Genomic DNA, 24,296 nt, shown 5'->3' on the forward strand with positions numbered 1-24,296 from the left:
TTACAGCGTTCAGAGTGATATATGTAGTACCGAAAAATGAAAGGCGGTATGAAAAATGAAGATAAATTATAACATTACAGGTCCAAAACGAAAATCGCTGGTAGGAGCTATCAGCCTGGAACTAAATGCTCCGACGATATACCTTGGTGCACCTACCTTTGCTTACGAAGTAGGAGGCTACCACATCGATAAGAATGGAATGCTCGAGGGTGAGGACAATCCCAACTTGGTTGCTGACCTTCAGGGATTGCATGACTTCAAAGCAATTACAGAAGAATATGACACCCCACTTCCTGAACCAGAACCAGTGCCGGAGGATATCCAAATTCCTTACGAAGCAGCTCTTGGCGGAAGGGTCAGCCCTTGCCATGATTATGAGGAGCCACCCGTATATGTAGAACCTGAGCAAAGTGACGAGGTCGAAACTAACCGGTTGACCATTGATTTGCCAAGGTCGTCTTTCACAGATATGGCTCTTGAAAACCTCAAGCGATTAGTAGAAAGCAAAGCGTCCTTAATAAAAAAGGCTTTAGCTACTGATTGCATCCCTATAATGACAACCGAAGAAAGTATCAGTTTCCCTTGGTTTCAAGGAGAGCTTACCTCGGATGAGGTCAAAGCCTACACTCATTTTGTAACAGCACTATGTGAGACGGCAAAAACTCAGCAGAGAGTCAATGCTACCGAAAAGCAAGTAGAAAATGAAAAGTACGCTTTTCGCTGTTTCCTAATCCGTCTCGGTTTCGTAGGCTTCGAATACAAAGCGGAACGCAAAATCCTGCTAAAAAACTTGACCGGCAACAGTGCCTTTAAAAATGGTGCTCCGAGTAAAGCTGAGGAGGTAATGGCTGATGAATAACTTTCCTTCAAGAGAAACTGTTGAGCGCATCCGCAAGCAATACCCAGCGGGCTGCCGAGTAGAACTTGTTCGTATGGACGATTTTCAAGCACCTCCTATGGGAACGAAAGGAATTGTCACTGGAGTAGATGACACAGGTAGTATTATGGTTCGCTGGGAGAATGGTTCTTCTTTAAATGTGGTTTACGGAGAGGATTTGTGCAGGAGAATCGAAGATTAATATGCACACTTTTCGCTTGAAAAAGCGGAGTAAGATTGTGTAAAAAATGACTGTATTTATCGAATAATTGTCTTGATATATAAGCCTTTTAGAGTGATATATGTATATGCCGAAAGGACAAATACACTTTAAAAGGAGCAAGAATCAATGTTAAATAAGAATTTTGGAATTGAAATTGAGTTCACAGGAATAACAAGAAACGAAGCCGCCAAGGTTGCTGCCGAATACCTAAACGGAACGGTCACTGACACAGGCGACTATTACGATACCAAGAAGATTACTACTGCTGACGGGCGGGTTTGGAAGATTATGAGCGACGGAAGCATTTCTTGCCAGAAGAAACAAGGACGGCAGAAAGTTGCAGCAACAAGAGAATACAGCGTAGAGCTGGTAAGCCCCATCCTAACCTACCAGGGAGACATTGAAACACTGCAGGAATTGGTACGCAGGCTACGCAAGGTAGGAGCTTTCACCAACAACTCCTGCGGAATACACATCCACTTGGACGGAGCAGACCACACAGCAAGGAGTATACGAAACTTTGTAAACATCATCGCAAGCAAGAACGACCTTTTCTACAAGGCATTGCAGATTGAACCTTCACGAATAGGATATTGCAAAAAGATGGATGAGATTCTGGTGGAAAAAATCAACCGCAAGAAACCAAAAACGCTGGCACAGATTGAGAGCCTTTGGTATGAGGGTTATAGCGAAAGTACCAATCGACATTACCATTCAAGCCGATACCATTTTCTTAATCTGCACAGCTTTTTCAACGGAAACCACACGGTCGAACTCAGAGGATTTAACAGCGAACTTCATGCAGGCAAGATTAGAAGCTACATTGTTCTCGCCCTTGCACTGAACAACCAAGCACTGACACAAAAGTGTGCCTCTGCAAAGAAACCACAGGTCGAGAATGAAAAGTTTGCAATGCGAACCTACCTCAACCGCATCGGTTTTATCGGCGAGGAATTCGCAAACTGCCGTGAACATTTAACCACCCACTTGGACGGCTCAGCGGCTTGGCGATTTCGGGCAGCCTGAGCGGTTGCCTTGCAAAAATAAGGAGGACAAAGACTATGAATAAAACATTTTATCTTGCCTATGGCTCAAATCTTAATCTTGAGCAAATGGCGCACCGTTGCCCCACAGCTAAACCGGTTGGGCCGGTTGTTTTAAAGGACTACCAGTTATTGTTTCGAGGCGGACACGGCGGCTCTGTGGCGACCGTGGAGCCTTTAAAGGGCAAGACAGTGCCATGCCTTCTGTGGGAGATTACCCCCACTGATGAAGCGGCACTTGACCGCTATGAGGGTTTCCCGTTCCTATACCGAAAAGAAATAGTCAAAGTGAAACTTGGGAAAAGAAACGTAGAAACTATGGTGTACATCATGAACGATGGCAGACCACTTGGCACTCCCAGTTGCTATTACTACAGCGTTATCTTAGAGGGTTATAAGAGTGCAGATTTTGATATCGGCATTCTAAAACAGGCAGTAGAGGATTCAAAGGAGGTCGAAAATGGATAAGAAGATAAAGGAACAGATACTCGCCATTCGAGACACGGGCGAAACAAATATGTTTGATGTGCGGAAGGTGCAGGAAATTGCTCTGCGGGAAGGATATGATGAGCTGCTTGATTACCTTGCTGATAACACAAGTGCCTATTCCCGGTTCATTCTGACCGGTGAGGAGAATTAATTAACTAAACATTAACAAGGGAACAGTGCCAAAATGGCTCTGTTTCTCGTACAGATAGATTTGAAGGCTTGCGTGATGCAGGTCTATTTTTATGTGCAAAAGGAGGCGGCGGATATACGAAAACTTAAGAAATACACACCTACAATATTTAAAGCGGCAGATTCTGTCTACGATAAGTCCACCGCTGATTATGCCGTAGCCTTTATCGAGGCACTTTCTCATACCAAAGGGACATGGGCGGGTAAGCCATTTGAACTAATCGACTGGCAAGAGCGAATCATCCGTGATGTATTTGGAATTTTAAAGCCTAACGGTTATCGACAGTTCAATACTGCTTATGTGGAAATACCGAAAAAGATGGGAAAAAGTGAGCTTGCGGCGGCTGTTGCCCTGTTGCTCACCTGTGGAGATAACGAGGAACGTGCCGAGGTTTATGGTTGTGCTGCAGACCGAAACCAGGCATCTATCGTTTTTAATGTTGCGGCGGATATGGTGCGGATGTGTCCGGCTTTAGCAAAACGAGTGAAGATTCTTGACTCTACAAAGCGACTCATCTATCAACCGACGGGCAGTATTTATCAAGTGCTGTCAGCCGATGTCAGTAACAAGCATGGTTTCAATACCCACGGTGTGGTGTTTGACGAACTTCACACCCAACCGAACAGAAAGCTCTTCGATGTTATGACCAAAGGCAGTGGTGATGCAAGGATGCAGCCACTGTATTTCCTTATAACCACTGCTGGAGACAATCAGAATAGTATCTGCTGGGAAGTACATCAGAAGGCTTTGGATATCATAGATGGAAGAAAAAATGATCCTACTTTCTACCCTGTAATATACGGTGCTGCTTTAGAGGATGACTGGACTGATCCAAAGGTGTGGAAGAAAGCAAACCCATCGCTGGGAATCACGGTCAGCATGGATAAAGTTAAAGCTGCCTTTGAATCAGCAAGACAGAATCCTGCTGAAGAGAACAGTTTTAGGCAACTTAGGCTCAATCAATGGGTCAAACAGGCAGTGAGGTGGATGCCTATGGAAAAATGGGATGCTTGTGCATTTGCTGTTAACCCGGAATCACTACGTGGGCGAGTCTGCTACGGAGGTCTTGACCTATCGAGCAGTACGGATATTACGGCTTTCGTGCTGGTCTTTCCGCCATTGGATGAGGATGATAAATACACTGTTATGCCGTTCTTCTGGATACCGGAGGATAACATTGATTTACGTGTTCGGCATGACCATGTAAATTACGATGTATGGAAAAAGCAAGGGTTTCTTAAAACCACGGAAGGCAATGTGGTGCATTACGGTTTCATTGAAACTTTTATTGAGGAGCTTGGTACAAAATATAACATTAGAGAAATTGCCTTCGATCGATGGGGTGCTGTGCAAATGACGCAGAATCTTGAAAACCTTGGTTTCACTGTAGTTCCGTTCGGTCAAGGTTTTAAAGATATGTCTCCGCCGACCAAAGAACTGATGAAACTAACCTTGGAACAAAAGATTGCCCACGGTGGGCATCCAATTCTTCGTTGGATGATGGATAACATCTATATAAGAACTGATCCTGCTGGTAATATCAAGGCAGACAAGGAAAAATCAACTGAGAAAATTGACGGTGCCGTAGCAACTATTATGGCACTCGACCGCGCAATTCGTTGTGGCGGAGGTACGGGTTCTTCTGTTTATGATGAAAGGGGTTTATTAATATTTTGATTTGCAGCCATCCTTTGATTCTTTAAAATCATACGCCGGCTGCACTTTTCCATGCTATAATTAAGGAAAGGTGGAGGTGTAAAAGATGGAAAAAGAACATAGGAGCATTGAAAAAATTAATGATGATATAAAATCTGCGGGTCAGTCCTTTTTAGGATTAAACATGGCTGATTTGTTAACAAGGATTAAAGAACTTGATGATAAGATACTAAAAAGCAAGTTAATAGATGAATACCATTCAAACCAACACGGGTATTACGATAAAGACACAGGTGGCACAAGAACAAGGGTGAATTCAGCTATCCGAATTATAAAATCAGAAAAAGTAGTATACGCTATGGAGCAAATAGACGGATCGGACCCAAGAGTTCTACCGGAAGCAGTTGCTAAAGCAAAAGAAACAGTAGCAAAAATTAAGACGGGAGAACTAAAGCTGCCTAATCTTAATTAATAAGACACATAAGAGCATCTATTGCTGAATAGGTGCTTTTTTCTTGCCCATTTTTAAGGAGAGTGATGTCAATGGGAATATTACAAGGAATATTTAAGGCTCGTGATAAGCCTATGGATAGTCTGAGCGGTAGTCGGTATAGTTTCTTTTTCGGAGGAACTACTGCTGGAAAACCTGTCAATGAAAATACGGCAATGCAGATGACGGCGGTCTACTCATGCGTGAGAATACTGGCTGAAACATTAGCCGGACTACCGCTTCATGTTTATAAATACAACGATAGTGGTGGCAAAGAGAAACATTTACAACATCCGTTATATAGGTTGCTCCACGATGAGCCAAATCCAGAGATGACTTCCTTCACGTTCCGAGAAACGCTGATGAGTCATCTTTTATTATGGGGCAATGCTTATGCACAGATTATCCGAAATGCCCGTGGTGAGGTTATTGCTCTCTATCCGCTTATGCCAAACAAAATGACAGTCGACCGTGACAAAAGTGGACGGCTTTTTTATTTGTACCAGCGAAGTGTAGATGACGCACCCACTCTTGGAAAAGACAGCCTGGTCTATCTCGACCCATCCGATGTGCTTCATATCCCCGGTTTGGGTTTTGATGGATTGGTGGGATATTCACCGATTGCTATGGCCAAAAATGCTATTGGACTTGCGATGGCTACGGAAGAATATGGAGCGAAGTTCTTCGCTAATGGAGCGGCACCCGGTGGTGTGCTGGAGCATCCAGGAACAATCAAGGACCCACAAAAGGTAAAAGACAGCTGGAATGCTGCCTATCAAGGTTCAACAAACTCCCATAGGGTGGCAGTACTGGAAGAAGGCATGAAATATCAGCAAATAGGTATACCTCCGGAGCAAGCACAGTTTCTTGAAACACGGAAATTTCAGATTAATGAAATTGCCCGTATTTTTAGAGTGCCACCACATATGCTGGCTGACCTTGAGAAAAGTAGCTTTTCAAATATTGAGCAGCAGTCTTTAGAGTTTGTGAAATATACACTTGACCCATGGGTAGTTCGTTGGGAACAAAATATGTGCCGTTCTCTTCTCATGGCAAGTGAAAAACCTACGGTCTTCATCAAATTTAATGTGGACGGCTTACTTCGAGGTGATTATGTAAGCCGTATGAATGGTTACGCAACTGCTAGACAGAATGGTTGGATGAGTGCTAATGACATTCGTGAGCTTGAGAACCTTGACCGAATACCAGTGGAACTTGGAGGTGATCTCTACCTTATTAATGGAGCGATGACCAAGTTGCAGGACGCTGGTGCATTCGCAAATACAACAAGATTGGAGGAAACCCAATGAAAAAATTTTGGAACTGGGTCAAGGATGAAAAATCCGACACCCGAACGCTCTACCTCGACGGCGTGATTGCCGAGGAATCATGGTTTGATGATGATGTCACCCCTAAGGCATTCAAAGCAGATTTGTTTGCCAGTGAGGGTGACATTGTTATTTGGCTGAATTCACCGGGTGGTGATTGCATTGCAGCAAGCCAGATTTACACCATGCTTATGGACTACAAAGGAAAAGTGACCATCAAAATTGACGGCATCGCAGCATCTGCCGCCTCCGTAATCGCTATGGCAGGAACAACTGTGTTTATGGCACCTACTGCACTGATGATGGTGCATAACCCCTTGACCGTAGCAATCGGTGACAGCGAAGAAATGCAAAAAGCCATAGCCATGCTTTCAGAGGTAAAGGAAAGTATCATCAATGCCTATGAAATTAAGACTGGCTTATCAAGGACCAAGCTTTCTCATCTCATGGATGCGGAAACCTGGCTAAACGCTAATAAGGCAATTGAACTCGGCTTTGCAGATGAAATTTTGGAGGATGAGAAAAAGCATATTCAACAAGACGACTTCACCTATGCGTTTAGCCGAAGAGCAGTCACAAATTCGTTACTTGATAAAGTATGCCCCAAGAAAACACCTGCCCAAAAAGGTACACCCGCTGATTCACTGGAAAAGCGGCTCAACAACATCATTCATTAATAGGAGGAAGAGATTATGAACAAGATTTTAGAACTGCGCGAGAAACGCGCCAAAGCATGGGACGCTACCAAAGCGTTCTTAGATACCAAGCGTGGCACAGATGGTTTAATTTCTGCTGAGGATGAGGCAAATTACAACAAAATGGAAGCCGATGTAATTGCCCTTGGTAAGGAAATAGACCGTTTGGAAAAACAAGCTATATTGGATGCGGAACTTAACGCTCCTATGGCTAATCCATTGACAGGCAAGCCAGCTAATCCCAAACTGGAAGGCAAAACCGGCAGAGCAACCGATGAATACAGGAAAGCATTCTGGAATGCTATGCGTACACGTGCTGGTGAGGGCCTTGATCCCACCGTAAAAAATGCTCTTAAAATCGGCACAGATTCGGAAGGTGGATACTTAGTTCCTGACGAATTCGAGAGAACTCTTGTCGAGGCTTTAGAGGATGAGAACATCTTCCGTAGACTGGCTAAAGTTATCACAACCGCTTCCGGCGATAGAAAAATTCCGGTGGTTGCATCCAAGGGCACAGCCTCATGGATTGATGAGGAAGGTACAATTCCAGAAAGTGACGATAGCTTCGGTCAAGTATCTATTGGAGCCTATAAGCTGGGTACGATGATTAAGGTTTCTGAGGAACTTCTAAACGATAGTGTATTTCAGCTTGAACCTTATATTTCAAGGGAATTTGCAAGACGTATCGGTAACAAGGAAGAGGAGGCTTTCTTCATTGGCGATGGCTCTGGTAAACCGACCGGTATCCTGGCAGCCACAGGAGGAGCACAACTCGGTGTAACTACTGCGGGTGCAACAGCTATCACTCTCGATGAAGTGCTTGACCTTTTCTATTCACTAAAAGCACCTTATCGTAATAAGTCTGTATTTATCATGAACGATTCTACAGTAAAGGCAATTCGTAAGCTAAAAGACGGTCAAGGTCAGTACCTATGGCAGCCATCTATCCAGGCTGGAACTCCGGATACTATTCTTAACCGTCCGCTTTTTACATCTTCTTATGTGCCTGCTATTGCAGCTGGAGCGAAGACAATAGCATTCGGTGATTTCAGTTATTACTGGGTAGCCGACCGTCAAGGTAGAGTATTTAAAAGACTAAATGAACTCTTTGCTGTTACTGGCCAGGTAGGCTTTGTTGCTACTCAGCGTGTAGACGGAAAACTGATTCTGCCTGAAGCCATTAAGGTACTTCAGCAGAAAGCATAACGGAGGTGCATTATGAGCTATAACACAAAGAATTACACCGAACAGGGCGGCGATAAAACCGTCATCGGCGGTATTTTAGAAATTAAACAGGAGGCCTCGGTAACGGGGCTTCCTATTGCAGAGAATCAAGCAGATAGCACTGCTACAGATGTAGCAGGTCTTGTCACAGATTTCAATGATCTGCTTACCAAGCTAAAAGCGGCTGGTTTGATGGCGGCCGACGAATAATCATCGGAAGGAGGCAGTCAGTATGACAACGGATAATCTTCTGCCTAAAGTAAAAGCAAACTTAATTATGTCGCATGATGCAGATGACGGCCTTCTGTTACATTACATCAAAGCGGCTGTCTCCTATGCGGAGAGTTACCAACACGTCACTGAGGGATATTACACTGAAAACACTATGCCACCCACCACGGAACAGGCAGTAATCATGCTGTCGAGTCATTTCTTTGAGTCTAGAGATGGCTCGACGGCTGGTTTCTTTGCTGATAGTGTTCAGGCTGGTCAGCAGGTATGGAACACGGTGAACCTACTTCTACGGCTTGACCGGGATTGGAAGGTGTGACATGAGCTTTGGAAAAATGAATACTTTCATCGATATCATCAGTACAGTACCTGTTAAGGACACGGAAGGTTTCGTTAAAAAGGGTGACAACATACTCGCCAGTGTAAGAGCCTACAAGGAAGATAGGCATGGCAGTGAGCGATGGACGAATATGGCGTCATTTTCCAATGCATCGTCACTATTTCGGTTTAGGAAAATCTCGGGAATTAAGGTTACAACCAAAATGGTCATAGTATGCGAATATGGAAGATACCAGATTTTAAGTGTTGAAGATGTAAGAGGCCGTGGAATGTATATTGAGGTTTTGGCAGAAAAGCTGGAATCATCAACTGTGAGGTGATGGATGTGGCAAAAGTTAATATAAAGATGCCGGAGGAATTTCTTTTAAAGGTATCCCGGTTAGCTGACCAGACGGATGTAATTCTTCCTAAGGTATTGGAAGCCGGTGGTGAGGTTGTGTTGGATAAAGTCAAAGGAAACCTGAACGATGTGGTCGGTAAGGGTACGAAATACCCATCCAGAAGTACTGGTGAGCTTATATCTTCATTAGGACTTTCAGACGCAAAGCAGGATAGAGACGGTAACTTCAATGTGAAAGTCGGCTTTGTGGAGCCACGGTCTGATGGAGAGAGCAATGCTAAAATTGCTGGCATCATTGAATATGGAAAGCATGGCCAGCCTGCAAAACCTTTCTTGAAACCGGCGAGAACTGCATCCAGGAAATCTTGTGCCAATGCAATGATAGCCAAGCTGGAGGAGGAGATCAGTAAGATATGAATATTTTAGAAGAACTGAATACCCTCATAACCACTATATCGCTCCCCGTGGAAACCGGAGTTTTTTCTGATTTGGCACCGGATGAGTATGCCGTAATAATCCCACTTTCAGATATCTTTGAAGTCCATGCAGATAATCGCCCTGGGTTTGATGTACAAGAGGCACGGATATCGCTGTTCTCAAAGAATAATTACTTGGAGCGGAAAAGGCAGCTCACACAGACTTTATTGAATGCCGATTTTACAGTGACTGAGCGTCGGTATATCGGTCACGAGGACGATACTGGATATCATCATTACGCCATTGATGTGGCGAAAAACTATAGATTGGAGGAATAACACATGGCAACTATTGGTCTAGATAGACTGTACTACTCAAAAATAACTGAAGACGTTAACGGTGAAGAAACATACGCCGTGCCTTCGGTGCTCGCAAAAGCCATCACCGCCGAACTCTCAGTAGAGCTGGTGGAAGCAATTCTGTATGCGGATGACGGTGCTGCAGAAGTTGTGAAGGATTTTAACAGCGGCACACTAACCCTCGGCGTGGATGACATTGGCCCGACAGTCGCTGCGGATTTAACAGGTGCATCAACCGATGACAACGGTGTGCTGATCTCTGCAAGCGAGAATGTGGGTACACCTGTTGCGGTAGGCTTTCGTGCACAGAAGGCAAACGGAACATATCGATATTTTTGGCTGTACCGTGTAAAATTCGGACTACCCGCAACGAACCTACAGACAAAAGCTGACTCTATTACCTTTTCAACACCTACTATTGAAGGAACCGTTATGCGCAGAAATAAGCTGGATGGCATGGGTAAACACCCTTGGAAAGCAGAGGTCACAGAAGGCGATCCCGGTGTTTCATCGACCACCATCACCGGTTGGTTTACTGAAGTTTACGAACCGGTTTACACACCGGAACCATAGGAGGAAAAAAGATGGATAATGAGAGAAGCTCCGCTATCAACATTGGCGGCAAAGAGTATGAACTTGTTCTAACCACACGTGCGACAAAAGCGATTGCCGGTCGATATGGTGGTCTTGAAAACCTTGGAGAAAAACTGATGAAGTCAGAGAACTTCGAGATGGCACTGGACGAGATTGTTTGGCTAATCACGCTACTTGCAAATCAATCCATTTTGATTCGCAACCTTAAGAATAAGAACGCACCTGAGGAATTGCTTACCGAGGAAGAGGTAGAACTTCTCACTTCACCTCTTGACTTGGCTGCATATAAAAATGCAATTACCGAAGCAATGTTTAAAGGTACAAAGCGCGACGTTGAAAGTGAGGAAGAAACTCCAAAAAACGTGGAAGTCGGGTAACGGACTCAGAAGTCTTTACCCGGCTTTTTTACTATGGAACAGTTCAGATGGGCATGGATGCAGAGGATTTCTGGCTTATGCCTATCGGACTGTTTTTTGATTTATGGGCCTGCCATAAACAATGGCATGGAATTGAAAAGCCGAAGAAAACCCGGACTATTGACGATATTATCCCGCCAGGTATTTAGGAGGAGGTGAAGGCATGGCAGACAATTTTGGTTTAAAAATAGGTGTTGAGGGCGAGCGTGAATTTAAGAAAGCTCTTTCCGAAATCAATCAGTCCTTTAAGGTACTGGGCAGTGAAATGACCCTTGTAACCAGTCAGTTTGATAAAAACGATAAATCCATACAATCAGTTACCGCTCGAAATGCAGTTCTGAATAAAGAAATCGACGCACAGAAAGAGAAGATTTCCACACTCAAGGCTGCTCTTGACAATGCCTCCTCCTCTTTTGGTGAAAATGACCGCCGCACTCAAAACTGGCAGATCCAGCTGAATAAGGCACAAGCGGAACTTAATGGCATGGAACGTGAACTTGAGCAGTCAGCAGTGGAGGCAGATGATCTCGGTGATGAATTGGACGATTCCGGTAAAAGTGCCGAAGATGTTGGCGGCAGGTTTGAAAAACTTGGAGGTGTACTCAAGGGCATTGGTGTGGCGATGGGAGCTGTTGCCGTTGCTGCTGGAGCCGCTGCTATAAAGTTAGGCAAAGAGGTTGTTCAGCAGTTCGGGGAGTTGGAACAGAACCTTGGTGGCTCAGAGGCGGTTTTCGGTAAATACGCTGCGTCGATTCAGAAAACCGGTGAAGAGGCCTATAAAAATCTCGGAGTCTCCCAAAGCGAGTATCTCGCTACTGCCAACAAAATGGGTGCGTTGTTCCAAGGTTCAGGTATACAGCAACAGAAAAGCCTTGAACTTACCGAAAAAGCCATGCAACGTGCAGCAGACATGGCATCCGTTATGGGAATAGATATGTCTACTGCGATGGAGGCTGTCACAGGTGCTGCAAAGGGCAACTTCACCATGATGGATAACCTCGGTGTTGCTATGAACGCTACCAACATCCAAGCCTACGCTCTCGCAAAGGGTCTGGATTTCACCTGGAATACCGCTACACAAGCGGAAAAAGCCGAAGTTGCAATGCAGATGTTTTTCGAGAACACCGAGCAGTATGCTGGCAACTTTGCAAAAGAATCAACTCAGACCATTTCTGGTTCGATTGGATTGTTACAAGCTGCAGTTGGCTCTTTTACAGCAGGACTTGGTAATGCCAATGCGGATATGACAAATCTGACAGAGAATCTTGTTGATGCTTTCCAAGCGGTTGTCACTAATATCGTACCGGTTTTAGAGAATATAGTAGAAGCACTACCGACAGCGACGGGCGCAATTTTAGCAGCGGTGGCAGACTTGCTTCCAATGCTTCTTGAATTAGTGACAAATATATTCAAGCAGGTACTGGAGGCTATTTTGAACCTTTTACCTGAACTTATCCCGGCGGCGGTTAGTGCTCTAATGACAATTGTCGGAGCGCTGATTGATAATCTTCCATTGCTCATAAATGCAGCTATAGAACTGGTCACAGCACTTGTGGAGGGTATCGGCATAGCTTTACCTAAGCTCATACCAGCAGCAGTTTCAGCGGTCACGAAGATTGTTCAAGGTTTGATTGAAAACCTGCCAATGCTGCTGGATGCGGCTTTGCAGTTGATTATAGGGTTAGCACAAGGATTGGTTGATGCAATACCTCAACTTGTTTCTGCCTTGCCTGCCATCATCGAAGCCGTTGTGGATTTTCTTATTGAATCCATTCCAGAGATTATCGATGCGGGTATTCAATTGCTGACTTCACTGGTGACAGCACTGCCTACCATCATTACGGCAGTTGTAGAAGCAATTCCGCAAATTATCGACAGCATTATCAGTGCAGTCATTGGGTCGATTCCCCTGATTATTGATGCAGGCATCAGGCTTTTAATATCGCTGATTCAGGCACTTCCTCAGATTATTACTACTGTAGTAGCCGCGATTCCGAAGATTATAACCTCACTGGTAAACGCTATTGTAGGCAATATCGATAAAATCATCCTGGCCGGTGTTCAGCTGTTTGTGGCATTGATTGCAAACCTGCCAAGGATAATTGTGGAGGTTGTAAAAGCCGTTCCGCAGATTATTTCTGGATTGGTAAGAGCTTTTACCGGTTATATCGGTCAAATGGCTCAAGTTGGTGGAAATTTAATTAAAGGGTTGTGGAATGGTATCTCAGATGCAGGTGCATGGCTATGGAATAAGATTTCTGGTTTCTTTGGGAATGTAGTATCAAAGATTAAGAACTTCTTCGGTATCAATTCTCCATCAACTCTATTTGCCGGAATTGGCCGCAACATGGGCGAAGGTATCGGTGTAGGTTTTGAGGATGCAATGACGGCAGTTACAAGGGATATGCAAAATGCAGTACCCACAAACTTCGATTTGAATTACAGAGGTTCATCAGGACAAGGCAGTGCTACAGGCACAAGCATCACGCAAAATCTCTCAGTGGTGACACCAAAGGCTCTGTCTGAAAAAGAACTGGCAAGGGAGTTTAAAAACCTCTCCCGCAAGCTGGCACTTGAATATTAGAGGGGGTCTGACTATGGAACTTACTTATATTAATGCAAATGGCAGGAGCATCACACTCAAACAAAGCCGCCCGTATTTTATTACCAAGATTGATGGCACAGGCAACGTAAGTCAGACCGTTAACACCTTCAAAGCGCCAGACCAGGATGGCGCTTTTTATATTTCTTCTACTTTAGATATGCGAAACATCATACTGGAGGGTACGATCGTAGCTGATACACCTGACGATGCCTATGCACGGAGACAGCATTTCCTTCAAATATTTAGCCCTAAGCTGAATGGAACACTCGTATACCGTGAGCGGCAAATTGCCTGCGTTGTAGAGGAAGCGGGTTTTACCGTTTCCACCAGGCAGCGTGTACCCAACTTTTTTGTCAGTCTGCTTTGCCCGTCTCCCTTCTTCGAGACATTGGATGAGGTAAGAGAGGAACTGGCATCATGGATACCTCTGCTAGAATTCCAACTGGAGATACCTATGAGTGGTATGGAATTTGGAATGCGTCAGCCAAGTCAAATTATTACGGTGGAAAATATCGGTGATGTGTCCTGCGGATGTGAAATTGTATTTCGAGCTCTGGGTACGGTCACAAACCCTGAACTCCTAAAGATAGATACTGGTGAATACATTCGACTTCTCACAACAATGGATGCCGGAGATGAACTTCGTGTATATACTCATTTCGCCGGTAAGCGTGTCATAAGAGTGGAGGGTTCTTCGATTACAAATGCTTTTTCGTTATTAGATACCAATTCGGTGTTCTTTCAGCTTTCCGCAGGTCTTAACACACTGCGCTACGATGCTTCAGTCAATATGGATCTGTTGGAGGTTAGTATTTATTTTCGTCCGCAGTTTCTGGGGGTGTAAAGATGGAGTTATATATCTACAATTCAAATCGTGAGCTTGCGGGTATCGTGGAATCCTTCGAATACCTACGATGGACCAGGCGGTACTCACAGTATGGCTCATTTGAGTTAAAAGCCATAGCAACACAGGAGAATACAGCACTATTAAAAGAAGGAAACATCATTTGGAAGAACGATGATGAGGAAGCTGGGATTATTGAGCATCTGGAATTGTCTCAAACTGAGCAGGAAATCATCACTGCAAGCGGACGATTTGCTACATCATTTCTTGCCCGACGTATTGTATGGCAAACGGAGAAACTGTCCGGAGACATTTCAATTTGCGTGGAGCAACTGATTAATAATAATCTTATCAATCCTACTGATACAGCAAGGAAAATTAGTGGGATATCATTTTTATCTCCGAACTTAAATGTGCCCATCAGCACACAGGTATCGTATCGGAACTTGATGGATGTGATAACAGAATTATGTGAGGTTTCAGAGGTTGGAATTAAGACCGTATTTACACCTTCAAATGGAATTTTAACCGTAATGTTATATATGGGGATAGAGTCACAGGCAGTGTTCTCAAAGGAGTACGAGAACCTAACTGAACAAATTTACACTATAAGTGCTGCTGATTATGCTAATACCGCACTTGTCGGCGGCGAAGGTGAAGGTGCAGACCGGACATTTGTAGCCATTGCAAGTGGTTCTGGAGAGGCACGGCATGAAATCTTTATAGATGCAAAAGACCTGCGGAAGGATGATTTCGGAGCAGATTACATTGATACTCTGATTTTCCGAGGCCAAAGTAAGCTGAATGAGCAGGCGATTCGTTATTCGTTCGATACTTCCGTTAACCCTCACGGTAATTTGTCATATAAGACAGACTATGATCTTGGGCATACTGTCAAAGTCATTTCCAAGGCATGGGGTGTATCAATGACAACACGTATCACTGAAATAGTAGAAACTTATGATGCGAATGGCCAGAGTGTAAGCGTAGTATTTGGAAAAGCTGAATTAACAATAGCACAGAAAATTCGTTCCGATATGAGCCAAGTTAAAACAGCAATATCTGCTCCAACCGGTATTTCTGAGGTAGCTGAGGCAATAGGAAATGTGACAGAAACTATTGGTGATTTAAATGAATTAGACCCTAAAATCCAAGGAGATAGCGTTACCGATAGTATTAACAATCTGTTTGGAAAACTACCTGCACTCGAGAATTTTGTAGGTGCGGGTACAACATCGGTCGGCCAATATGCTTTGCATAACATGGTACCTGGAGATGCCTTTTACTTTACCTCGTACAGTGGTAACAAGTTCAGTGACCAGCCAAGTGAGAACGGACACATCTTTTTGATAAAGCATAATGGAAACAACACAGGAAACGGTTACCAAAGGGCGATGGGTTTCTTTATCAGTAGGGATACTATGACGTTCTATGTTATTTCTGTTTTCGTATTCAATAACCCATCCGGGCAGGCGAACTGGCTAAGCTTTCCGCTCGGTGCACTTACGGATATAGCTGCTGCCGTTCGAGGAAGCACCTTTGCATCCAGCATTAACAATGTCTATAATGCGCCTGTATCAGGGACCAGGATTGCGAATGGTGCTGTCACTACCGCAAAGATTGCTCAGGAAGCTGATACCTCAATAACCTACTCACTTGGAAGTGGTGTGACAATGGGTTTTAATATGTCATTTGTAAATAAGGGTGTTGTTTCAATCGGAATGCAGATTAACGTGGGGGCTTCAGGAGTTGCTTCCGGCGGCACGATTCTAACAATAACAAATGCGAATTTTTACCCTTACTCGACGGTACGCGCTGTAGCAACTACTGTGGGAGGTAGCGGAACAAGTATGCCAATTACAATTAACACAAGCGGTGTGGTAGCAAACGCGGCTTCTTCCACACTGCCTACGGGTTTTTACCTTATATCTTGCTCTTACGCGAGAGCTTAAAGGGAGGAGAGCAATATGGAGAAAAGCGGATTTTTCAACTCATCTGATGGAGATAGAGTCTATGATGCAACTGACTTTGCTGAATATTTCGGAAGTCTTGTATCTAACGGTGTATTTTATGCTACACCAACAAACCTACAAGTTTCTCCTGCAATTGGATTAGCAGTGAGTGTTGCAGCAGGAAGTGCATGGATTAAAGGATATAGATATGAAAACACGGATGCTCTGAATATGCCACTTACTACGGCAAATGGAAGCAATCCTCGTATTGACCGGATTGTGGTTCGTTTAAATCAAATCAACCGAAGCATTAAGATTGCAGTTGTTGACGGAACCCCTGCTGCAACACCAGTGGCTCCTGAATTGACAAGAACCAGCGATATCTATGAACTTGGAATCGCAGACGTGCTTGTACCGACGGCAGCCACATCGATAGTTACAAATAACATCATGGATACCCGTTTGAATACCAATCTTTGTGGTTTGGTGAATTCGTTAGTATCGGCAGTCTATGAATAGGAGGTGAGATTCGATGGCGGATATTAATGGCATAACACTGCAGGCGGGTTCTAGCCCGACCGTTTATTACACGATTACTTATACTAAAAGCCGGCCTAATAATAGCCAGATGACCTATAACTTCACTATATCCGCTGCATTGGGTTCATCTGGGTCTTTTATCCACAACGGTTATGCTTTACTTTGTACCATGACCGTAAATGGCTCTTCCTCGCAGGTACGAATAAAGGCAGAGGACGGCGATAACTGGGATGGAACCACACCAAGACTTAGGTACGTTTCAGTGACCTGTGCTTCAACTATTGGTAATACTGCACAGGGTGTGCGCTTTCGAGTAGTCTCAGATGGGAGACTTACGCTCTCTTCAGGTGTGATTGACAATTCAAGCTACACGGTGCTGAGTTCACCACTCCTAACGACAGCCTGCGGAGCACCGACTTCTTGTTCTGTCAGCTCTACACTCGCGGAAGGCAGTGTAACCCTTTCATGGAGCGGAGCATCTGGCGGTATAAATAACGCAATTTCGAGTTATGAGATACAATACAGTGATTCCTCTGATAACTTAACATGGGGAGCATGGACAGCACTGACCACAGTTACCACCACGGCCACAAGCGGTAGTGTGGATACATCGCCGCCAACCATAAGAGGCAATTACCGAAGATTTCAGGTACGGACTCGTGGTACAGCAGGAGCGAGTTATTACTCCGGATGGAAAGTATCAACTAACTCCGTTCGAAGAAATACAGCACCTAAGTCAGCTACAACAGCCGTTGCATCTCCTGCAGCATATAGCGATGAGATTATTACACTGACTTGGAGTGGTGCATCAAGCGGTACCAGTCCAATAAAGGGATACCAAATTGCCAGTCGTACATCCACGGATAATTTCACATGGAGTACATGGAATGTGCTGACCACTCTGATTATAGCGGCAAGTGGAGGTAGCTATAATCCAACTGTATCGAGAACACCTGGAACATATACTCAATTTGGCATTTGGACAATCGACACATTTGATGTTTACTCGGTGGAGAAGATAAGTAACAGTATCTATTGCAATATAACGGCTTGTGGAACACCTATATCGTGCTCAGTAAGTGCAACTTTAGCTGAAGGAAACGTCTCGCTCTCCTGGAGTGGTGCATCTGACGGTGCAGGTAATGTCATCACTTCTTATGAGATACAATATAGTGACTCAGTAGATAACAGTAACTGGGGTGCTTGGACGGCTCTGACGATTGTGAACACTTCTGCAACAAGCAGCATCTTAAGCGTCAGCCCACCAACTACGCGCGGAAATTATCGTCGATTCCGAGTAAGAACGCGAGGAACAGCCGGAGAAAGTTTCTATTCTGACTGGACGATATCTAGCAACAATGTCCGTAGAAATACATTGCCGATACCACCGACAACCTTTACTGCTTCTCCTCCGATATATGAGGTCACAAAAATAGCACTTTCATGGAGCGGAACAATACCTGGAACCAGTGCTATTAAGCAGTATGTTATTCAACAGGCAACATCGACAGACGGAGTAAATTGGTCGGCATATGAAGCACTGACTATTATCGTTTCAAGCGCTACTTCTGGTATCCTCGAGGTGAATGGTTCACAGATAGCTGGTATGTATACTCGTTATCGTATCAGTGTAACCGATACATTGGATGCAGTCTCTGCTTATGTAGTCAGCAGCACAGTAAAGAAAAATAGTCCGCCTGCCTCACCGACAATCTTCTGCCCGATATCTGGTAAGTTTACTTATAACACTACACCGCGTTTTATGATTATAACGGGCATAGAACCGGATGGTCAGACACAAATAGTGGAGGTCAAGATTGATTCTGGTCCATGGCATAACAGTGTGGATAATCCGGAGAGATTCTCCATGAGTGGTTATCTCGGTAACGGTATTAAGACAGTTTACCAAGCGGAATCTCTTTCTGTAGGAAATCATACAGCTACCTTCCGTTGCCTTGATAGTGATATCGAGTCAGCAAGCACAGAAGTTGTTCGTACCTTCACGGTATTGGAATTACCTTTTGAAACTATCACTGTTAATGTGTCACATGTAAAGGCAACACATATTCAGACGCTCAGAACCGCTGTAAATAGAGTGCGTAGCTATTACAATCTTTCCCCCGTAACTTGGAAAGAAGAGATCATTGCGGGAAAGACCACTATCAAGAATTGGCCGTCCCACATTACTGAAATTCGTAAAGCTATTGATATTGCTATTGCGGTAATAAATGATGTTGACTCTTCAACGACATTCGACATACCAGCCTTTACATGGCTACCTATTGGAATGGGGCGGCCAAAGGCAGATGTCATGGAACAAATACACAATCTTCTTCTGATGTTATAAGGGTTGATAAAATACAATTCAGCGCTCTTGCGATTTGCAGGGGCGCTTTTCAATACACAAATTCAACTTAACGGAGGTGTTTTTTAATGAAAGAAATATGGAACTGGGTACAGTTAGCCTTTGCAGCTGTTGGTGGATTTCTCGGATGGTTTCTCGGTGGCTATGACGGTTTTCTCTATGCACTGATAGCTTTTGTTGTTATAGATTATCTGACAGGTGTTCTATGTGCAATTATTGATAAAAAGCTGTCTAGTGAAATTGGGGCTAAAGGGATTTTCAAAAAGGTACTTATCTTTGTAATGGTGGGTGTTGCTCATATTCTTGATACACAGATAATAGGTAGCGCTGGTGAAAGTGGTGGTGTACTTCGCACGGCAGTAATCTTCTTCTATCTAAGTAATGAAGGTGTTTCCATTTTAGAGAATGCCGGACATATCGGACTACCCATCCCAGAAAAATTAAAAGAGGTACTAAAACAGCTACATGGGCATAATGACGAGCCTCCTAAGACAGGTGATGGAATATGATTGATTTAACAAAAGCAGCAACCGTGTTCATTGGCCGACGCGGGGAACACTACTTTCGTCACCTTGAGTTTGACGTTTCCAATTTATTGGAAGGCACTTATCCAGGAGCAGCACTTAATGCTATATACAAAAGACCAGATGGCATTGCTTATCCGGTGGTTACTACCTATGCTGATGACGTTCTAACATGGTCTCCCAGTGCAACGGACACACAGCTCGTCGGTGTCGGTCAGCTGGAAATAAGAGTTACTCATGGTGATGTGGTAGGTAAAAGCGTTCGGATACTAACCGTTGTCGAGGAGGCACTCGCAGATGGTATAGTCGAACCACCCGAACCCCCTGCCCAGGAATGGCTCAATCGGGTGCTTTCTACCTTAGCCGAACTGGATATTGAAGAAATAAATAGTCTGTTAAATCTCATTTATAACCTGCTAAATAACAACTATGATTTGCTAAACACCACACACAACCGGTTGAACGATACCTACGGCTTAGTCGGTGATAACCATGAATTGTTAAACACCACAAATAGCCTGTTAAATGATAACTACAATCTGCTAAACACCACGCACGATCTAATTGAAGACATGCGTGACACATTATACATGAGGACTGGAATTATTCTCAACCATTTGCATCCCATAGAAACGGCTACTGCTCCAGATATGGTAAGCCGAAGAGGGGCCATCACATTTACTGGCATAAATAGTGGCAATAACGTTATCCTCGGCCCGGTAACCTACACATTTGTTACATCCTTGGGCAGTCCGACCGCAAACAATGTGCAAGTGTTAATCCAAGGCACCCTTCGCAATTCTGTCAAGAAACTTGCAGAAGCTATAAGGGGTATTCAAGATGTAGCGAATATCGCTTATGGGGTAGGAACAACACCAAATCTGGTAAGCACAGCCTATTGGACGAGTCGGATTTTTTCCATTGGTGATGTTATCATTCCTTCCGGTGAGAGCCTATTCTTATTGGAAAGAGCCGAAAATGCTACAACACCATTGAATCTTACCTCTACAGCATCAGCTACTATCAACGCATTCACCAGAGCAAGCTATTTAAAATATGTCCTTAGCGGTAATGCTACCGGAGCAGGCGGTGTTAATAGTGTTCGAGGACCTTTGCAAACATTATTTCCTATAGGTAGTGTGGTCATAGGCGGACAGGGCGGATTACTTTATCCCACGGCTTATGATTGTCATTTGGTTACTCTTTGCCGTCAATCGGATACAAGTGAAAAAGAACTAGACCTATATATATCAAACGATGAAGTGAACTTTACCAGAATATCACGCAGTACGCCTATCGGTGCTGATAGTTCAAATGCGGGCTTGCATATTGATATTCAAATGCGTCAAAGCCGAGTGCCTTCTGGTTATGGGCTGTATATCAGCATGGGAAGTGATGGCACATCGGCGAGTGCTTTTTGTGATTTGAAGTTTACCTACCACTTATACCCTGTCAATCTTGCGACAAACAACATATAATTGGAGGTGATTATAATGAATTTACGCAAGTTAATACTTACGAATAATGCTTGCTTTAAAGCAGGTAAAACGATAACTCCCAAAGGCATCATGGTTCATTCTACCGGGGCAAATAATCCATGGCTGAAACGCTATATTGGCCCAGATGACGGTTTTCTCGGAAAGAACCAATACAATAATCATTGGAACCAAGATAAACCGGGTGGTCGACAAGTATGTGTTCATGCCTTTATCGGCAAACTTGTGGATGGAACAATTGCCACATACCAGACTCTTCCGTGGAACCATCGCGGTTGGCACGCTGGAGGAAAAGCAAATGACACCCATATAGGCTTTGAGGTTTGCGAGGACGGTCTTTCGGATAGCACCTATTTTGGCAAGGTGTACCGAGAGGCCGTTGACCTTTGCGTATATCTTTGCAAACTCTATGATTTAACCGAAAAAAACATCGTCTGCCACAGCGAAGGCTATAAACAAGGCATAGCCAGCAATCATGCCGATGTGATGCACTGGTTTCCCAAGCATGGAAAGTCAATGGATACTTTCCGTGCTGAGGTCAAAAAGGCGCTGACTCCCATTAACCCATATAAAATATACACCGTAGTTAAGGGTGACTCCCTTTGGAAGATTGCTAAAGAAAAGCTTGGTAATGGCGAAAGATATTCGGAGATTAAAGCGCTCAATGGTCTAACTACTAATATCATCTATACCGGACAGAAATTAAAAATTCCTAATTAAGCGCGATGCCCTTGGAGGTCAAAAAAACTTCCGAGGGCATTATTTTTTTCTAAACCGTCAGATTTCATTTCCTCCCGTGGCTACCAGGTAGAGGGCAACAAATTAAATCGCCCTTTGGAAAGAGGTGAAGGACATGAAACACAACCTTAAAATCAGTGTTTCAAAAGAGCCACAGAAAGGCGGAATCGTTACTTGTCGTAATGTCACCATAAGGGAGCGCATCCTACGTTTCCTCCTTGGAGATAAACAGCATGTAACCATTCTGATTCCAGGAGACAGTGTTGAGGAACTCTCCATCTGTGAGACTACGAAAGGAGGAAATGACCTTGAGCAAAGTAAAGTTACTGCTTGATGTGGCAAATGATATGCGAAGTCTTGCAGACAGCATACAGGCGGTTTGTAATGCAATGACAGAAAGTGATTCTGCTCCCAAAGAAGTGCCTGCCACAAAGACAGAAACAGCAAAAGAGCCGGATATCCCACTTGAGAAAGTGCGTATGGTGCTTGCCGAAAAGAGCCAGCTTGGATTTACCGCCGAAGTGCGAGGAATCATTCAAAAGTATGGTGCCGACAAGTTAAGTGCCGTTGACAAGGCTTACTATGCCGACATCTTGAAAGATGCGGAGGTTCTTGGCAATGGGTAATCATGCAATATTATCTGCATCATCTTCACACAGATGGCTTCATTGTTTACCATCAGCAAGGCTTGAACTTGAGTTTGCAGATATAAGTGGTACTGCAGCAGAGGAAGGATCAGCGGCACATGCACTCTCAGAACACAAACTAAAAAAGGCACTTCATATAAGGAGTAAGCGCCCTATATCAGACTATGACTCAGATGAGATGGAAGAATGCACGGATGCTTATGTTGATTTCGTTATGGAACAGGTGGAGCTTGCAAAGCAAATCTGCAACGATCCAATCGTCCTTATCGAAAAACGCCTTGATTTTTCATGCTATGTGCCAGACGGCTTTGGTACTGGAGATTGTTTAATCATCTCAGATGACAGACTTCACATAGTGGATTTTAAATATGGCATGGGTGTGCTTGTAGATGCAGTGGACAATCCTCAGATGAAACTTTATGCCTTGGGTGCTCTTGAAATCTATGACAGCCTTTATGATATCAACGAAGTATCGATGACGATTTTCCAGCCAAGAAGAGAAAATGTCAGCACATGGACTGTACCGGTAGATGAACTTAAAGTTTGGGCAGAAGAGGAACTGAGGCCAAAGGCAGTAAAAGCTTATAACGGCGAAGGTGAATATATTCCCGGTGAATGGTGTACTTTCTGCAAAGCCGCAGTCAGATGCCGTGCAAGAGCCCAAGAAAAATTAAAACTCGCACAGACAGAGTTTAAGATGCCACCGTTACTTACAGACAATGAGATAGAAGAGATTCTATTCATTCTTCCCGACCTTACTAAATGGGCAAACGAAATAACTGCCTACGCCACAGATGCCGCTGTGAATCACGGCAAAGAGTGGAACGGTTTTAAGGTTGTGGAAGGTCGCTCTGTTCGCAAATACAAAAATGAAGATGCCATAGCAGAAAAAGCTGTGGCAAGCGGATTTAAGGACATTTACCGTAAGAGCCTTATTCCTATGACAGAGATGCAGAAATTGATGGGTAAAACCAAATTTGAGGAAATTCTCGGTGGCCTCATATATAAACCACCGGGCAAGCCGATTCTTGTTCCAAGCTCGGATAAAAGACCGGCTATGAACGTAGCAGATGCAAAAAACGAATTTAACGAAATTATGGAGGATTAAATATTATGGCAAATAACACTAATAAAACTAAGGTTATCACAGGTGCAAACACAAGACTCTCTTACTTCCACGGTTGGGAGCCGGTATCTATTAACGGCGGTGCTGAGAAATACAGTGTGTCCGTTCTCATTCCAAAGGATGATAAGGAAACCATAGATGCAGTAAACGCTGCTATCGATGCAGCTATTGAAGAAGGAATTGCAAAGTTTGGTGGTAAGAAACCGAATAAAGCTACCATCAAACTTCCTCTCCGTGATGGAGATGTAGAGCGCGATGATGAGGCATATAAGGGGCATTATTTTATCAATGCCAACAGCGTAACCGCTCCACAGATTGTAGACAAAAGAGTTAAACCTATTATTGACCGCAGTGAAGTGTATAGCGGTTGTTACGGTAGAGTTTCTCTTAGCTTTTATGCTTTCAACTCCAACGGCAATAAGGGTGTAGCTTGTGGTCTTGGTAATATTCAAAAGATTAAGGACGGCGAACCTCTTGGTGGAAAAACCTCTGCAGCAGATGACTTTACTACTCTTGTGGATGATGACTTCCTTGCCTAATGGAAGCGG

At 44.0% G+C, this 24,296-nt stretch carries 32 protein-coding genes; 30 read left to right on the top strand and 2 right to left on the bottom strand.

Going from position 1 to position 24,296, the window contains the following annotated elements:
• Positions 1–55 precede the first annotated feature (55 nt).
• From I5677_RS02995 to I5677_RS03100, 22 genes are all read left to right on the top strand, one after another.
• On the top strand, positions 56–859 hold the full coding sequence (locus I5677_RS02995) for a virulence protein (RefSeq protein ID WP_197660087.1): 804 nt from the start codon (positions 56–58) through the stop codon (positions 857–859).
• Positions 852–1,079 (top strand): DUF4314 domain-containing protein, encoded by a 228-nt coding sequence (locus tag I5677_RS03000; RefSeq protein WP_197660088.1) that lies wholly within the window; start codon positions 852–854, stop codon positions 1,077–1,079. Before I5677_RS02995 ends, I5677_RS03000 begins: the two co-directional genes overlap by 8 nt.
• A gap of 147 nt (positions 1,080–1,226) precedes the next feature.
• Positions 1,227–2,126, top strand: coding sequence for an amidoligase family protein (locus tag I5677_RS03005; RefSeq protein WP_197660089.1), 900 nt, complete (start codon positions 1,227–1,229; stop codon positions 2,124–2,126).
• Between the two features lie 35 nt (positions 2,127–2,161).
• Complete coding sequence (locus I5677_RS03010; RefSeq protein ID WP_197660090.1) at positions 2,162–2,611, top strand: gamma-glutamylcyclotransferase family protein; 450 nt, start codon at positions 2,162–2,164, stop codon at positions 2,609–2,611.
• Complete coding sequence (locus tag I5677_RS03015; protein ID WP_197660091.1) at positions 2,604–2,783, top strand: DUF5049 domain-containing protein; 180 nt, start codon at positions 2,604–2,606, stop codon at positions 2,781–2,783. Before I5677_RS03010 ends, I5677_RS03015 begins: the two co-directional genes overlap by 8 nt.
• Positions 2,784–2,858: 75 nt before the next feature.
• Positions 2,859–4,499, top strand: coding sequence for a terminase TerL endonuclease subunit (locus I5677_RS03020; RefSeq protein WP_206762669.1), 1,641 nt, complete (start codon positions 2,859–2,861; stop codon positions 4,497–4,499).
• Between the two features lie 85 nt (positions 4,500–4,584).
• Positions 4,585–4,950, top strand: a complete 366-nt coding sequence (locus tag I5677_RS03025) for a hypothetical protein (protein ID WP_197660092.1) — start codon at positions 4,585–4,587, stop codon at positions 4,948–4,950.
• Between the two features lie 71 nt (positions 4,951–5,021).
• Positions 5,022–6,278 carry a phage portal protein gene (locus I5677_RS03030; protein WP_197660093.1) on the top strand — a complete coding sequence of 419 codons (1,257 nt, stop codon included), beginning with the start codon at positions 5,022–5,024 and terminating at the stop codon, positions 6,276–6,278.
• Entirely contained in the window at positions 6,275–6,973 is a 699-nt protein-coding gene (locus I5677_RS03035; protein ID WP_197660094.1) for a head maturation protease, ClpP-related, read from the top strand. Before I5677_RS03030 ends, I5677_RS03035 begins: the two co-directional genes overlap by 4 nt.
• A gap of 15 nt (positions 6,974–6,988) precedes the next feature.
• Positions 6,989–8,197: a phage major capsid protein gene (locus I5677_RS03040; RefSeq protein WP_197660095.1), complete on the top strand. Its 1,209-nt coding sequence runs from the start codon at positions 6,989–6,991 to the stop codon at positions 8,195–8,197.
• Positions 8,198–8,209: 12 nt separating this feature from the next.
• On the top strand, positions 8,210–8,425 hold the full coding sequence (locus I5677_RS03045) for a head fiber protein (RefSeq protein ID WP_014315067.1): 216 nt from the start codon (positions 8,210–8,212) through the stop codon (positions 8,423–8,425).
• Positions 8,426–8,447: 22 nt separating this feature from the next.
• Entirely contained in the window at positions 8,448–8,765 is a 318-nt protein-coding gene (locus I5677_RS03050; RefSeq protein ID WP_014315066.1) for a head-tail connector protein, read from the top strand.
• 1 nt (position 8,766) lies between these two features.
• Positions 8,767–9,105, top strand: a complete 339-nt coding sequence (locus I5677_RS03055; RefSeq protein ID WP_197660096.1) for a head-tail adaptor protein — start codon at positions 8,767–8,769, stop codon at positions 9,103–9,105.
• Positions 9,105–9,542, top strand: coding sequence for an HK97 gp10 family phage protein (locus I5677_RS03060; protein ID WP_206762665.1), 438 nt, complete (start codon positions 9,105–9,107; stop codon positions 9,540–9,542). The genes I5677_RS03055 and I5677_RS03060 overlap by 1 nt, the downstream gene beginning before the upstream one ends.
• A 47-nt stretch (positions 9,543–9,589) precedes the next feature.
• On the top strand, positions 9,590–9,880 hold the full coding sequence (locus I5677_RS03065; protein WP_456299356.1) for a hypothetical protein: 291 nt from the start codon (positions 9,590–9,592) through the stop codon (positions 9,878–9,880).
• A gap of 3 nt (positions 9,881–9,883) precedes the next feature.
• Positions 9,884–10,474, top strand: a complete 591-nt coding sequence (locus I5677_RS03070; protein WP_014315062.1) for a major tail protein — start codon at positions 9,884–9,886, stop codon at positions 10,472–10,474.
• Between the two features lie 11 nt (positions 10,475–10,485).
• Complete coding sequence (locus I5677_RS03075) at positions 10,486–10,872, top strand: hypothetical protein (protein WP_014315061.1); 387 nt, start codon at positions 10,486–10,488, stop codon at positions 10,870–10,872.
• Between the two features lie 47 nt (positions 10,873–10,919).
• Entirely contained in the window at positions 10,920–11,060 is a 141-nt protein-coding gene (locus I5677_RS03080; RefSeq protein WP_014315060.1) for a hypothetical protein, read from the top strand.
• A 14-nt stretch (positions 11,061–11,074) separates the two neighbouring features.
• On the top strand, positions 11,075–13,495 hold the full coding sequence (locus I5677_RS03085; RefSeq protein ID WP_197660099.1) for a phage tail protein: 2,421 nt from the start codon (positions 11,075–11,077) through the stop codon (positions 13,493–13,495).
• A complete protein-coding gene (locus I5677_RS03090) occupies positions 13,485–14,360 on the top strand; it encodes a phage tail family protein (RefSeq protein ID WP_243456474.1) in 876 nt (291 codons plus the stop codon). The genes I5677_RS03085 and I5677_RS03090 overlap by 11 nt, the downstream gene beginning before the upstream one ends.
• A 2-nt stretch (positions 14,361–14,362) precedes the next feature.
• Positions 14,363–16,312, top strand: a complete 1,950-nt coding sequence (locus tag I5677_RS03095; protein WP_197660100.1) for a siphovirus ReqiPepy6 Gp37-like family protein — start codon at positions 14,363–14,365, stop codon at positions 16,310–16,312.
• 15 nt (positions 16,313–16,327) lie between these two features.
• A complete protein-coding gene (locus I5677_RS03100; RefSeq protein ID WP_197660101.1) occupies positions 16,328–16,831 on the top strand; it encodes a hypothetical protein in 504 nt (167 codons plus the stop codon).
• A 171-nt stretch (positions 16,832–17,002) separates the two neighbouring features.
• Here the strand turns inward: I5677_RS03100 and I5677_RS03105 are convergent, their stop codons facing one another.
• Both I5677_RS03105 and I5677_RS17130 read right to left on the bottom strand, forming a co-directional pair.
• Positions 17,003–17,212, bottom strand: a complete 210-nt coding sequence (locus tag I5677_RS03105) for a hypothetical protein (RefSeq protein ID WP_197660202.1) — start codon at positions 17,210–17,212, stop codon at positions 17,003–17,005.
• Positions 17,213–17,533: 321 nt separating this feature from the next.
• Positions 17,534–17,725, bottom strand: a complete 192-nt coding sequence (locus I5677_RS17130) for a hypothetical protein (RefSeq protein ID WP_243456475.1) — start codon at positions 17,723–17,725, stop codon at positions 17,534–17,536.
• 16 nt (positions 17,726–17,741) lie between these two features.
• Between I5677_RS17130 and I5677_RS03110 the strand changes: the two genes are divergently transcribed.
• The 8 genes from I5677_RS03110 (at position 17,742) to I5677_RS03145 (ending at position 24,287) form a co-directional block, all read left to right on the top strand.
• Complete coding sequence (locus I5677_RS03110; protein WP_243456476.1) at positions 17,742–19,199, top strand: hypothetical protein; 1,458 nt, start codon at positions 17,742–17,744, stop codon at positions 19,197–19,199.
• Between the two features lie 86 nt (positions 19,200–19,285).
• Entirely contained in the window at positions 19,286–19,726 is a 441-nt protein-coding gene (locus tag I5677_RS03115) for a phage holin family protein (RefSeq protein WP_197660102.1), read from the top strand.
• Entirely contained in the window at positions 19,723–21,219 is a 1,497-nt protein-coding gene (locus tag I5677_RS03120; RefSeq protein ID WP_197660103.1) for a hypothetical protein, read from the top strand. The genes I5677_RS03115 and I5677_RS03120 overlap by 4 nt, the downstream gene beginning before the upstream one ends.
• A gap of 15 nt (positions 21,220–21,234) precedes the next feature.
• Positions 21,235–21,957 carry an N-acetylmuramoyl-L-alanine amidase gene (locus I5677_RS03125; protein WP_197660104.1) on the top strand — a complete coding sequence of 241 codons (723 nt, stop codon included), beginning with the start codon at positions 21,235–21,237 and terminating at the stop codon, positions 21,955–21,957.
• A gap of 133 nt (positions 21,958–22,090) precedes the next feature.
• A complete protein-coding gene (locus tag I5677_RS03130; protein WP_197660105.1) occupies positions 22,091–22,309 on the top strand; it encodes a hypothetical protein in 219 nt (72 codons plus the stop codon).
• Positions 22,278–22,601 carry an rRNA biogenesis protein rrp5 gene (locus tag I5677_RS03135; protein ID WP_456299357.1) on the top strand — a complete coding sequence of 108 codons (324 nt, stop codon included), beginning with the start codon at positions 22,278–22,280 and terminating at the stop codon, positions 22,599–22,601. The genes I5677_RS03130 and I5677_RS03135 overlap by 32 nt, the downstream gene beginning before the upstream one ends.
• Entirely contained in the window at positions 22,594–23,730 is a 1,137-nt protein-coding gene (locus I5677_RS03140; RefSeq protein WP_197660107.1) for a DUF2800 domain-containing protein, read from the top strand. The genes I5677_RS03135 and I5677_RS03140 overlap by 8 nt, the downstream gene beginning before the upstream one ends.
• 5 nt (positions 23,731–23,735) lie before the next feature.
• The gene (locus I5677_RS03145; RefSeq protein ID WP_197660108.1) at positions 23,736–24,287 is read left to right on the top strand and encodes a DUF2815 family protein; all 552 of its coding nucleotides are present in this window, start codon (positions 23,736–23,738) and stop codon (positions 24,285–24,287) included.
• Positions 24,288–24,296 lie beyond the last annotated feature (9 nt).

The organism is Mobilitalea sibirica, assembly GCF_015999265.1.
Taxonomy (GTDB): Bacteria; Bacillota; Clostridia; order Lachnospirales; family Lachnospiraceae; genus Mobilitalea; species Mobilitalea sibirica.